11 protein-coding genes are annotated in these 12231 nt (G+C 70.0%); 9 read left to right on the top strand and 2 right to left on the bottom strand.

Features of this window, described 5'->3' with window-relative positions:
- The first annotated feature begins 31 nt into the window (after positions 1–31).
- The 6 genes from eccD to BU52_RS30010 all read left to right on the top strand — a co-directional run bounded on the left by eccD (position 32) and on the right by BU52_RS30010 (position 7190).
- A complete protein-coding gene (gene eccD / locus BU52_RS30035) occupies positions 32–1501 on the top strand; it encodes a type VII secretion integral membrane protein EccD (RefSeq protein ID WP_037940451.1) in 1470 nt (489 codons plus the stop codon).
- 209 nt (positions 1502–1710) lie between these two features.
- Positions 1711–1998 (top strand): 30S ribosomal protein S15, encoded by a 288-nt coding sequence (gene rpsO / locus BU52_RS30030; RefSeq protein WP_004924725.1) that lies wholly within the window; start codon positions 1711–1713, stop codon positions 1996–1998.
- A gap of 360 nt (positions 1999–2358) precedes the next feature.
- Positions 2359–4578, top strand: coding sequence for a polyribonucleotide nucleotidyltransferase (locus BU52_RS30025; protein WP_037940450.1), 2220 nt, complete (start codon positions 2359–2361; stop codon positions 4576–4578).
- Positions 4575–5954: a M16 family metallopeptidase gene (locus BU52_RS30020; RefSeq protein WP_037940447.1), complete on the top strand. Its 1380-nt coding sequence runs from the start codon at positions 4575–4577 to the stop codon at positions 5952–5954. The genes BU52_RS30025 and BU52_RS30020 overlap by 4 nt, the downstream gene beginning before the upstream one ends.
- 25 nt (positions 5955–5979) lie before the next feature.
- Positions 5980–6732 carry a 4-hydroxy-tetrahydrodipicolinate reductase gene (gene dapB / locus BU52_RS30015; RefSeq protein WP_037940445.1) on the top strand — a complete coding sequence of 251 codons (753 nt, stop codon included), beginning with the start codon at positions 5980–5982 and terminating at the stop codon, positions 6730–6732.
- A 14-nt stretch (positions 6733–6746) separates the two neighbouring features.
- Positions 6747–7190 carry a tetratricopeptide repeat protein gene (locus BU52_RS30010; protein ID WP_037940442.1) on the top strand — a complete coding sequence of 148 codons (444 nt, stop codon included), beginning with the start codon at positions 6747–6749 and terminating at the stop codon, positions 7188–7190.
- A 20-nt stretch (positions 7191–7210) separates the two neighbouring features.
- Here BU52_RS30010 and BU52_RS30005 read toward each other — a convergent pair whose 3' ends face one another.
- Together BU52_RS30005 and BU52_RS30000 are read right to left on the bottom strand one after the other, a co-directional pair.
- Positions 7211–7765 (bottom strand): hypothetical protein, encoded by a 555-nt coding sequence (locus BU52_RS30005; RefSeq protein ID WP_037940440.1) that lies wholly within the window; start codon positions 7763–7765, stop codon positions 7211–7213.
- 104 nt (positions 7766–7869) lie between these two features.
- Positions 7870–8109: a hypothetical protein gene (locus tag BU52_RS30000; protein ID WP_037940438.1), complete on the bottom strand. Its 240-nt coding sequence runs from the start codon at positions 8107–8109 to the stop codon at positions 7870–7872.
- A 158-nt stretch (positions 8110–8267) separates the two neighbouring features.
- Between BU52_RS30000 and thyX the strand changes: the two genes are divergently transcribed.
- From thyX to BU52_RS29985, 3 genes are all read left to right on the top strand, one after another.
- Positions 8268–9035, top strand: coding sequence for an FAD-dependent thymidylate synthase (gene thyX / locus BU52_RS29995; protein ID WP_037940436.1), 768 nt, complete (start codon positions 8268–8270; stop codon positions 9033–9035).
- A gap of 211 nt (positions 9036–9246) precedes the next feature.
- Positions 9247–10149, top strand: coding sequence for a 4-hydroxy-tetrahydrodipicolinate synthase (gene dapA, locus BU52_RS29990; protein ID WP_037940434.1), 903 nt, complete (start codon positions 9247–9249; stop codon positions 10147–10149).
- A gap of 152 nt (positions 10150–10301) precedes the next feature.
- A complete protein-coding gene (locus tag BU52_RS29985) occupies positions 10302–11987 on the top strand; it encodes a ribonuclease J (RefSeq protein WP_037940430.1) in 1686 nt (561 codons plus the stop codon).
- Positions 11988–12231 lie beyond the last annotated feature (244 nt).

Genomic DNA, 12231 nt, shown 5'->3' with positions numbered 1-12231 from the left:
TACGCATCCGCGAAGCAGGGGGGCAGTGAAGATGAGTACGACCACGGCGACGGGGTTCTGCCGGATCACGGTGGTGGCGCCCGACAGCCGCATCGACGTGGCGCTCCCGGTGGACATCCCCGTGGCCGACATCTATCCGGAGATCCTGCGGCTGACCGGCCAGACCCAGCCGGCCGGCACACCGACGGGGTACCACCTGGTTCGGCGCGACGGCAGGGTCCTGGAGAGCGCCCGCACGCTCGCCGACGAGCGGATCCTCGACGGGGACGTCCTCAGCCTGCGGCCCTTCGCCCGGTCGCTGCCGCCGGCCGTCCACGACGACGTGCCGGACGCGGTCGCCTCCGCCGTCGTCCGTGACCGGCACCTGTGGAGCGACGACCTGTTGCGTGTGTCGGGGCTGACCGGAGGCGCCCTGCTCCTGCTGCTGCTCGCGTTCGTCCTGTGGTCCGCCGATCCCGTGCGGCACGACATGCACGGCCTGCCCGGCGTCGTCGCGGGAGGTCTCGGCCTGCTGCTCACCGCGTTCGCGGGCGTCCGCGCACGGGTCTACGACGACCGGACATCGGCGGCCGCCCTGGGGCTGGGCGCCCTGCCCCTGCTCCTTGCCGCCGGGTCCGGGATCATCGCCGCCCCGGACGGACAGGGGCCCGGCAGGCTGCAGTTCATGCTGGGCTGCGCGGCCGTGCTGGTGGCGTCCGTGACGCTTCTCGCGCTCGCCCCCGGGTCGGACGCGCCCTTCGTGGCCGCCACGTTCGTCGCGGCCGTGGGCACCCTGGCCACGTTCGGCGTCATCGTCTCCGAGACCTCCGCGAGCGATGCCGCCGCCGTCTGCGCGCCGTGCGCGGTCGGCCTGGTCGCGTTCCTGCCCGGACTGTCGGCGCGCTTCGCGCGGCTGCCCATCGGCTACGCCGCCCCGCGGTCCGCTCTCGACGACGAGTTCGATCCCGACCCGTCCCACGCACCGGACGCCGGGGCTCTCGACGCCGAGCGCATCGCCGCCCAGGCGCGGCGCGGTCACGAACTGCTGCTGGGCCTGGTGGGCGGCACGTCGGCCGTCGTCGTGGCGTCCGCCGCGGTCCTGGGCTTCTCGGACGACGTGTGGGGCCGGCTGCTGGCGCTCGCCGCCGGCTTGTCGATGCTGATCCGTGCCCGTCTGTTCCGCTACACCTCCCAGGTGACCTGCGCCCTGGTCGCCGGCATCGGCGCCGTCACGGTCCTGGTGCTGGGACTGGCGCTGAACCCGCCGGCCGAGGCCCTGACCGAGTTCGTGCTGCACGGCGACCGCGGAGCACTCGACCTGCGTACGCTCTGGCTGTCGGCGGCCGTGACGGCCGGGGCCGTGCTGATCACCGCCATCGGCCTGGTCGTCCCCCGCAAGGGACTCTCGCCCTTCTGGGGCCGCTTCCTCGACCTCACCGAGTCGGCCGTCCTGCTCACGCTGGTGCCGCTGTGCCTGGCGGCGCTGGGCGTCCTCACCGCCGTACGCGCCATGACGGGCTGAGGCGGCACTGCCCGGCGGGCAGGGGGCCGGGTCGGGGCCGGTCGACGCCCTGGTACCCTGAGTGACGGCCGTTCGTGTACGCACCCCCGGAGCGGGTTCTCGCTCTGGAGGCCGCGCCCAGCGGATCCCCGCCTTCCGAGTCATGGAAGACCCCCCGAGACGCAGACCGGGGGCACTCGGTGGCCACTCACAGACTATGAGGAGTACGCGTGTCGCTCGACGCCGCAGTGAAGAAGCAGATCATCTCCGAGTTCGGTACCAAGGAGGGTGACACCGGCTCCCCCGAGGTCCAGGTCGCTCTGCTGTCCCGTCGGATCTCCGACCTGACGGAGCACCTCAAGACCCACAAGCACGACCACCACTCCCGCCGTGGTCTGCTGATCCTCGTCGGTCAGCGCCGCCGGCTGCTGCAGTACCTCGCCAAGAAGGACATCCAGCGCTTCCGTGCGCTGGTCGACCGCCTCGGCATCCGCCGCGGTGCGGCGGGCGCCAAGTAGGACGCCGTGAAGGGAGCGGTCCCTCGGACAAGGGGGCCGCTCCCTTTGCTGTACGTGCGGACTGTCACCGCGCCTTTGTAGTGTGGTAGCACAACGCAAGAGGGACGACTCAGTGTGATGACCGAGGCCGCATCGGGTATGCGGTCCCACGGGCACCACCGACCGACGTCATCGGACGTCACCAGCACGAGGAGAAGCGCACCTCGCCGCCGCCGGTCCTCGGTAGTGGCCCCCGGGAGAGTGAACCCCGGGTGCTTCGATCGAAGACCGGCCCGCACCAGTGGAGCGCTTCTCCGCCACCGTCCCCCCGCCACACGGGCGGGCAGGGACGAAAGACGACAAGTAACGGAGAAAACGCTAGTGGAGAACGAGACCCACTACGCCGAGGCCGTCATCGACAACGGCTCCTTCGGCACCCGCACCATCCGCTTCGAGACGGGCCGCCTGGCCAAGCAGGCCGCCGGCTCCGCCGTGGCGTACCTGGACGACGACACCATGGTGCTGTCGGCCACCACCGCGTCCAAGAACCCCAAGGACCAGCTCGACTTCTTCCCCCTGACGGTGGACGTCGAGGAGCGGATGTACGCCGCGGGCAAGATCCCCGGCTCCTTCTTCCGCCGTGAGGGCCGGCCCTCCGAGGACGCCATCCTCACCTGCCGCCTCATCGACCGCCCGCTGCGCCCGTCCTTCAAGAAGGGCCTGCGCAACGAGATCCAGGTCGTCGCCACGATCATGGCGCTCAACCCCGACCACCTGTACGACGTCGTGGCGATCAACGCCGCCTCCGCGTCCACGCAGCTGGCCGGTCTGCCCTTCTCGGGCCCGATCGGCGGCGTCCGCGTCGCGCTGATCAACAACCAGTGGGTGGCCTTCCCGACGCACTCCGAGCTCGAGGACGCCGTCTTCGACATGGTCGTCGCGGGCCGCACCCTGGAGGACGGCGACGTCGCGATCATGATGGTCGAGGCCGAGGCCACCGAGAAGACCATCCAGCTCGTCAAGGGCGGCGCCGAGGCGCCCACCGAGGAGGTCGTCGCCGCTGGTCTGGAGGCCGCGAAGCCCTTCATCAAGGTGCTCTGCAAGGCCCAGGCCGACCTCGCCTCGAAGGCCGCCAAGCCGACCGGCGAGTTCCCGATCTTCCTGGACTACCAGGACGACGTGCTGGAGGCGCTGACCGCGGCCGTCAAGCCCGAGCTCGCCCAGGCGCTCACCATCGGCGGCAAGCAGGAGCGCGAGGCCGAGCTGGACCGCGTCAAGCAGCTCGCCGCCGAGAAGCTCCTGCCGGAGTTCGAGGGCCGCGAGAAGGAGATCTCCGCCGCGTACCGTTCGCTGACCAAGTCCCTGGTCCGTGAGCGCGTCATCAGGGAGAAGAAGCGCATCGACGGCCGCGGTGTCACCGACATCCGCACCCTGGCCGCCGAGGTCGAGGCCATCCCGCGCGTGCACGGCTCCGCCGTGTTCGAGCGTGGCGAGACCCAGATCCTGGGCGTCACCACCCTCAACATGCTCCGCATGGAGCAGCAGCTGGACACCCTCTCGCCGGTGACCCGCAAGCGCTACATGCACAACTACAACTTCCCGCCGTACTCCACCGGCGAGACCGGCCGCGTCGGCTCCCCGAAGCGCCGCGAGATCGGTCACGGCGCCCTCGCCGAGCGCGCCCTGATCCCGGTTCTGCCGACCCGCGAGGAGTTCCCCTACGCGATCCGCCAGGTCTCCGAGGCGCTGAGCTCCAACGGTTCGACCTCCATGGGCTCCGTCTGCGCCTCCACCATGTCGCTGCTGAACGCCGGTGTGCCGCTGAAGGCCCCCGTCGCCGGTATCGCCATGGGCCTGATCTCGCAGGAGATCGAGGGCGAGACCCACTACGTCACCCTCACCGACATCCTCGGTGCGGAGGACGCCTTCGGCGACATGGACTTCAAGGTCGCCGGCACCAAGGAGTTCGTGACCGCCCTCCAGCTCGACACCAAGCTGGACGGCATCCCGGCCTCCGTCCTGGCCGCCGCCCTCAAGCAGGCCCGTGACGCCCGCCTCCACATCCTCGACGTGATGATGGAAGCGATCGACACGCCGGACGAGATGTCCCCCAACGCCCCGCGGATCATCACCGTGAAGATCCCCGTGGACAAGATCGGCGAGGTCATCGGCCCCAAGGGCAAGATGATCAACCAGATCCAGGAGGACACCGGCGCCGACATCACGATCGAGGACGACGGCACGATCTACATCGGCGCGGTCGACGGACCGTCCGCCGAGGCCGCCCGCACCACGATCAACGGCATCGCCAACCCGACCATGCCCGAGGTCGGCGAGCGCTACCTGGGCACGGTCGTGAAGACGACCACCTTCGGCGCGTTCGTCTCCCTGCTCCCCGGCAAGGACGGTCTGCTGCACATCTCGCAGATCCGCAAGCTGGCCGGCGGCAAGCGCGTGGAGAACGTCGAGGACGTCCTCGGCGTGGGTCAGAAGGTCCAGGTCGAGATCGCCGAGATCGACTCCCGCGGCAAGCTCTCCCTCATCCCCGTGATCGAGGGCGAAGAGGGCGACGAGACGAAGAAGGACGACGCCGACAAGTGACGTCCCGTAGCGCCAAGGCGACGGCCCGCACCTCCTCGGAGGCGCGGGCCGTCGCCCGTACCCAAACCCTGATCAAGGGGGAGAACGGCATCGGTACGGTCCGCAGGACCACCCTCCCCGGCGGCCTGCGCATCGTCACCGAGACGCTGCCCTCGGTCCGCTCGGCGACCTTCGGCATCTGGGCGCACGTCGGCTCCCGCGACGAGACCCCGGCCCTGAACGGCGCCACCCACTACCTGGAGCACCTGCTCTTCAAGGGCACCTCCCGCCGGTCCGCCCTGGACATCTCCTCCGCCCTCGACGCCGTCGGCGGCGAGATGAACGCGTTCACGGCCAAGGAGTACACGTGCTACTACGCGCGCGTGCTCGACGCCGACCTGCCGCTCGCCATCGACGTGGTGTGCGACATGCTCACCGGCTCGGTGATCCGCCAGGAGGACGTCGACGTCGAGCGCGGCGCCATCCTCGAAGAGATCGCCATGACCGAGGACGACCCGGGCGACTGTGTGCACGACCTGTTCGCACACACCATGTTCGGCGACAACCCCCTCGGCCGCCCGGTCCTCGGCACGGTCGACACGGTCAACGCCCTCACCGCCGACCGCATCCGCCGCTTCTACAAGAAGCACTACGACCCGACCCACCTCGTGGTCGCCTGCGCCGGCAACGTCGACCACAACACGGTCGTGCGCCAGGTCCGTGCCGCCTTCGAGAAGGCCGGCGCGCTGAAGAACCACGACGTCGAGCCGATCGCCCCGCGCGGCGGCCGGCGCGCCCTGCGCACCGCCGGCCGTGTCGAGCTCATCGGCCGGAAGACCGAGCAGGCGCACGTCGTCCTCGGCATGCCGGGCCTGGCCCGCACCGACGAGCGCCGCTGGGCTCTCGGCGTGCTCAACACCGCCCTCGGCGGCGGCATGTCCTCCCGTCTGTTCCAGGAGGTCCGCGAGAAGCGCGGCCTGGCCTACAGCGTGTACTCGTACACCTCGGGCTTCGCCGACTGCGGCCTGTTCGGCGTGTACGCGGGCTGCAGGCCCTCGCAGGTGCACGACGTGCTGAAGATCTGCCGCGACGAACTCGACCGGGTCGCCGAGCACGGGCTGCCCGACGACGAGATCGAGCGCGCCATCGGCCAGCTCCGGGGTTCCACGGTCCTCGGCCTGGAGGACACGGGCGCGCTGATGAACCGAATCGGCAAGAGCGAACTGTGCTGGGGCGAGCAGATGTCCGTCGACGACATGCTGGCCCGGATAGCCTCGGTCACCCCGGACGACGTCCGCTCGGTCGCCCGCGACGTCCTGGGACGGCGGCCCTCCCTGTCGGTCATCGGCCCGCTCAAGGACAAGCAGGCGTCCCGACTGCACGACGCCGTCGCCTGACGATCACCCGTAAGGAACAACGAACATGAGCAAGCTGCGCGTGGCGGTCCTCGGAGCCAAGGGCCGGATCGGGTCCGAGGCGGTACGGGCGGTCGAGGCCGCCGACGACATGGAGCTGGTGGCCGCCCTGGGCCGGGACGACAAGCTGGAGACCCTGGCCGAGCGGGGCGCTCAGGTCGCCGTCGAGCTGACCACCCCCGCCTCGGTCATGGGAAACCTCGACTTCTGCGTACGCCACGGCATCCACGCCGTCGTCGGCACCACCGGCTGGACCGACGACCGCCTCGCGCAGCTCAAGGGGTGGCTCGACCGGTCTCCGGGGACGGGCGTGCTCATCGCGCCGAACTTCTCCATCGGCGCCGTACTCACCATGATGTTCGCGCAGATCGCCGCCCCGTACTTCGAGTCCGTCGAGGTCGTCGAGCTGCACCACCCGAACAAGGTGGACGCCCCCAGCGGCACCGCCACGCGCACCGCCCAGCTCATCGCCGAGGCCCGCCGGCAGGCCGGCAGCGCGCCCGCGCCGGACGCCACGACCACCGCCCTCGACGGTGCGCGCGGCGCCGACGTCGACGGGATCCCGGTGCACGCGATCCGGCTGCGCGGACTCCTCGCCCACCAGGAGGTCCTGCTCGGCGGCGAGGGCGAGACCCTCACCGTCCGCCACGACTCCCTGCACCACAGCAGCTTCATGCCGGGCATCCTGCTCGGCGTCCGCCGCGTGGTGACCACTCCCGGCCTGACCTTCGGCCTGGAACACTTCCTCGACCTGAACTGAGCCCGAGCCGACCCATGCGCGCGAAGATCTCCTACGCCATCACGGCCGCCGTCCTGGTCGTCTACTTCGTCCTCGTCGGCAGCCGCGGCGTGCTGCTCATCCAGGCGGGCACGCCCCTCACCGTCACCTTCGGTGCCGCGGTGCTGATCCTGCCGGTCATCGGCGTGTGGTTCCTGTGGAAGAACACCGAGTTCGTCCGCGACGCCAACCGGCTCGCCGCCGAACTCGACGCGGAGGGCGGCCTGCCCGTCGACGAGCTGAAGCGTCTGCCCAGCGGCCGGGTCGACCGGGACTCGGCCGACCAGGTCTTCGCCCGGCGCAAGGCCGAGACGGAGGACGCCCCCGACGACTGGCGCAGCTGGTTCCGGCTCGCCGTCGCCTACCACGACGCCCGCGACACCCCGCGCGCCCGTAAGGCCATGCAGCGGGCGATCGCGCTGCACAAGACCTCGTCCTGAACGCGCGGGGGAGTGGGCGCTCAGCCGCCGCGGTACTCGGCGGCCCACGCCTCCACGGTGTCGGCCGCACGGTCGAAGGCGAGCTGGTCCCGCCCCAGGAAGTCCGCGTTGTGCGAGGTCAGCAGCGGCGGCACCTCCCCCGAACGCCCCCGCCGGGCGAGAATCAGCGCCTGCCCCTGCACCGTCCGCGGCAGCCCCAGCCAGCGCACCGGCTGCTGCACCGTGCGCACCGAGACGACCTTCTCCCAGGACGTCGTACGCGTGCTGACGAAGGCCACGTGGCGCAGGCCCCGGGCGCTCACCCACACGCCCATGCGCAGCATGCGCAGCGCGCAGGCGACGACGGCCAGCGCGATGCCGAAGACCGTCCCGGCGGACGCCGGCGTTCCCGTCGCCGCGATGATGACCCCGGCGAACAGCACGAACGAGGCGAGCAGCAGCATGAGCGCCGAGGCCCCCACCCGCCAGGGGCCGGGCCGGTACGGGCGCCGCCAGCGGTCCCGGTCGTCGTACGGCAGGGCGACTTCGTCCGCCGTGTCGAAGGCGCGGTCGGCCGTCAGGAAGGGCAGGGGCACGGCTGGTCCTCACTCGATCCATGCGTGGGCAGTGCCCGGTGAGGTTATCGATCCGTGTCTCCGGTCACCACCCTCGAGGGCCGGATGGCGCCGGTCGTGGCGGCTCAGCGCCCGTCCGAGGCCCGTGACTGCTGTGTCTCCGTGCCGGAGGGGGCGGTGGAGAGCGAGGGCGTCCCTATGACCAGGGAACCCACCAGACCGGCGACGAGGGTGAGTCCCAGCAGCCATCGCCCGGCCAACTGGCCGACGGAGGCCCGCTCACGGGGCGGTGGGGTGACGTTGCTGCGGAACCTGTCGGCCTCTGTGACGAAGGCGAACGGCACGGTTTCGCGTCGACCGGACATCTGGGGTGTGTCTCCCTTCGGGATCGAACGCATCACTGTCACCAACACAGACGAACGGATGCCCCATATGGTGCCCACGTCGGCCAATCCCGTCACGGCAGGGCACTTCCCTCACCGCCGCGCGTGCCCCGTAGAGTGGGCGCCGCACAGCAGCCGCGATGGGAAGGACCCCCTTGACCTCCGCCGACGATCCCAAGCCGTCAACGCGCACCGACGTCACCTTGCGGAGTGACGTCACAGTCGAGCTCGTGAAGTCCAGCGCCTCGGACTCCGACGTCCTGTTCGCCGCCCGCGTCTCGACGCTGGGGGAGCAGTCCATCGAGGAGCTGCAGAAGGATCCGGAGCGCTCCAAGGGCCTGATCAACTACCTGATGCGGGACCGGCACGGCAGTCCCTTCGAGCACAACTCGATGACGTTCCTGGTCAGCGCGCCGATCTTCGTGTTCCGCGAGTTCATGCGCCACCGGGTCGGCTGGTCGTACAACGAGGAGTCCGGGCGATACCGCGAGCTGCAGCCCGTCTTCTACGTCCCCGACACCTCGCGCAAGCTCGTGCAGGAGGGCCGTCCGGGCAAGTACGTCTTCGTCGAAGGCACCCCGGCACAGCACGCGACCGTCCGACACGTGCTGGGCGAGTCCTACCACCAGGCGTACGAGGCCTACCAGAAGCTGCTGGCCGAGGGCGTGGCCCGCGAGGTCGCCCGCGCGGCGCTCCCGGTCGGCCTGTACTCCTCCATGTACGCCACCTGCAACGCCCGCTCGCTGATGCACTTCCTCGGGCTGCGCACCCAGCACGAGCTGGCCAAGGTCCCCTCCTTCCCGCAGCGGGAGATCGAGATGGTCGGCGAGAAGATGGAGGCGGAGTGGGCCCGGCTCATGCCGCTCACCTACAGCGCGTTCAACGCCAACGGACGCGTGGCCCCGTAACGGGCCTCGTTCTCACCAGCGAGCACACATGTGCGGATCAGCCGCATGAAGTGTCCGTATTGCGGCATTTCATGAAGTTCATCTAGCCTGATCAAACGAGCCCGGTACTGCCTGAACCCCCGAGCAGGCAGTGCCGGGCTCCCCCTTTGCCCCACCTTGTCGGCTCCCCCGAGGGAAGACCCCGACCTGAGCAACGAGTAGCGTGTAACCCATGGCTCCGACCTCCACTCCGCAGACCCCCTTCGGGCGGGTCCTCACCGCCATGGTCACGCCCTTCACGGCGGACGGCGCACTCGACCTCGACGGCGCTCAGCGGCTCGCCACCCACCTGGTGGACGCAGGCAACGACGGCCTGATCATCAACGGGACCACCGGCGAGTCCCCCACCACCAGCGACGCGGAGAAATCGGATCTCGTACGGGCGATCGTGGAGGCCGTCGGCGACCGGGCCCACGTCGTGGCCGGAGTCGGCACCAACGACACGCACCACAGCATCGAACTGGCGCGCGCCGCGGAGCGCGCCGGCGCCCACGGCCTGCTGGTCGTCACCCCGTACTACAACAAGCCTCCGCAGGAGGGCCTGTACCGGCACTTCACGGCCGTCGCCGACGCCGCCGAGCTGCCGGTCATGCTCTACGACATCCCCGGCCGCAGCGGTGTCCCGATCAGCACGGAGACGATCGTCCGCCTCGCCGATCACCCGCGCATCGTCGCCAACAAGGACGCCAAGGGCGACCTCGGCCGGGCGGGCTGGGCCATCGCCCGCTCCGGCCTCGCCTGGTACTCCGGCGACGACATGCTCAACCTGCCTCTGCTCTCCATCGGAGCGGTCGGCTTCGTCTCGGTCGTCGGCCACCTCGTCACCCCCGAGCTGCGCGCCCTGGTCGAGGCGTACACCTCCGGAGACGTCCAGAAGGCAACCGAGATCCACCAGAAGCTGCTCCCCGTCTACACGGGCATGTTCCGCACCCAGGGCGTGATGACCACCAAGGCGGCGCTCGCCCTCATGGGCCTCCCCGCCGGACCCCTGCGCGCCCCCATGGCGGAGTGCACGCCCGAAGAGATCGAGCAGCTCAAGATCGATCTTGCCGCCGGCGGGGTACAACTCCACTAATCAGACTTCGCGCGCCCGCTCGCGCAGACATACCTCACAACTGAATACGCGGGCCACCGGTGCCCGCACCCCATACGACAACTGCTTCTGCACGAACGTCATGCGCGCCACGTGCCCCACCGGTACGTGGCGCGTGTGGTGAGGAGAGTCTTTTGAGTCATCCGCATCCTGAACTCGGCCCGCCCCCGCCGCTCCCCGAGGGCGGCCTGCGCGTCACCCCGCTCGGCGGCCTCGGCGAGATCGGCCGCAACATGACGGTCTTCGAGTACGGAGGCCGCCTGCTGATCGTCGACTGCGGAGTGCTCTTCCCGGAGGAGGAGCAGCCCGGAATCGACCTGATCCTGCCGGACTTCTCGTCCATCAGGGACCGCCTCGACGACATCGAGGGCATCGTCCTCACCCACGGCCACGAGGACCACATCGGCGGCGTCCCCTTCCTCCTCCGCGAGAAGCCGGACATCCCGCTGATCGGCTCCAAGCTCACGCTGGCCCTCATCGAGGCGAAGCTCCAGGAGCACCGCATCCGCCCGTACACCCTCCAGGTGGCGGAAGGACAGCGCGAGCGCATCGGCCCCTTCGACTGCGAGTTCGTCGCGGTCAACCACTCCATTCCCGACGCCCTCGCCGTGGCCATCCGGACCCCCGCCGGCATGGTGGTCCACACCGGTGACTTCAAGATGGACCAGCTCCCGCTGGACAACCGCCTCACGGACCTGCACGCGTTCGCCCGGCTCAGCGAGGAAGGCATCGACCTCCTGCTGGCCGACTCCACGAACGCCGAGGTTCCGGGCTTCGTCCCGCCCGAGCGCGACATCTCGGGCGTCCTGCGCCAGGTCTTCGCCGGTGCCCGCAAGCGGATCATCGTGGCCAGCTTCGCCAGCCACGTCCACCGCATCCAGCAGATCCTGGACGCGGCGCACGAGTACGGCCGCCGGGTCGCCTTCGTCGGCCGCTCCATGGTCCGCAACATGGGCATCGCCCGCGACCTGGGCTACCTCAGGGTCCCGCCGGGCCTGGTCGTGGACGTCAGGAGCCTGGACGACCTGCCGGACAGCGAAGTCGTCCTGGTCTGCACGGGCTCCCAGGGCGAACCGATGGCGGCGTTGTCGCGCATGGCCAACCGGGACCACCAGATCCGCATCGTCGACGGCGACACGGTGATCCTGGCGTCGTCGCTCATCCCCGGCAACGAGAACGCGGTGTACCGCGTGATCAACGGCCTGACCCGCTGGGGTGCCAACGTCGTCCACAAGGGCAACGCCAAGGTGCACGTCTCCGGGCACGCCTCCGCGGGCGAGCTGCTGTACTTCTACAACATCTGCCGCCCGAAGAACCTGATGCCGGTGCACGGCGAATGGCGTCACCTGCGCGCCAACGCCGAACTGGGAGCCCTGACCGGCGTCCCGCACGACCGCATCGTCATCGCCGAGGACGGCGTCGCCGTCGACCTCGTCGAGGGCAAGGCCAAGATCGCCGGCAAGGTCCAGGCGGGCTACGTCTACGTCGACGGGCTCTCCGTCGGTGACGTCGGTGAGCCGGCCCTCAAGGACCGCAAGATCCTCGGCGACGAGGGCATCATCTCGGTCTTCGTCGTCATGGACTCGTCCACCGGCAAGATCACGGGTGGACCCCATGTCCAGGCCCGGGGCTCCGGCATCGAGGACTCCGCCTTCGGCGACGTGATCCCGAAGATCACGGAGGTCCTGGAGCGCTCCGCCCAGGACGGAGTCGTCGAGCCCCACCAGATGCAGCAGCTCATCCGCCGCACGCTGGGCAAGTGGGTCTCCGACACCTACCGGCGCCGGCCGATGATCCTGCCCGTGGTGGTCGAGGTCTGACGGCCCGTCGGGCACCGCCGACGAGCGAACCAGGAGCGGGGCGCCTCGATTTGCATCGAGGCGCCCCGCTCCAGTACGTTTACAGCTCCCCCGATCGGGCACCCCGACACTTCACGTGCCGGACGCAGTGTCCGGAGAGGGGCGGGAAAACCGACTCAGAATCTCTGATAAAGTCGGATCCGCCGGAAAGGAAAACGCGAAAGCGTGGACCTGGAAAGCACCGAGGAAATCGGATCGGAAAGAT

The organism is Streptomyces toyocaensis, assembly GCF_000725125.1.
Taxonomy (GTDB): Bacteria; Actinomycetota; Actinomycetes; order Streptomycetales; family Streptomycetaceae; genus Streptomyces; species Streptomyces toyocaensis.
Note: the sequence above shows the minus strand (reverse complement) of the source record. Positions and strands in the feature narration are given on the sequence as shown.

Bases quoted from the DNA above. Each gene is read 5' to 3' on its own strand.
- eccD (WP_037940451.1), top strand. From the start codon at position 32: ATGAGTACGACCACGGCGACGGGGTTCTGCCGGATCACGGTGGTGGCG.
- dapB (WP_037940445.1), top strand. From the start codon at position 5,980: ATGAGCAAGCTGCGCGTGGCGGTCCTCGGAGCCAAGGGCCGGATCGGG.
- BU52_RS30010 (WP_037940442.1), top strand. From the start codon at position 6,747: ATGCGCGCGAAGATCTCCTACGCCATCACGGCCGCCGTCCTGGTCGTC.
- BU52_RS30000 (WP_037940438.1), bottom strand. From the start codon at position 8,109: ATGTCCGGTCGACGCGAAACCGTGCCGTTCGCCTTCGTCACAGAGGCC.
- thyX (WP_037940436.1), top strand. From the start codon at position 8,268: ATGGGAAGGACCCCCTTGACCTCCGCCGACGATCCCAAGCCGTCAACG.
- dapA (WP_037940434.1), top strand. From the start codon at position 9,247: ATGGCTCCGACCTCCACTCCGCAGACCCCCTTCGGGCGGGTCCTCACC.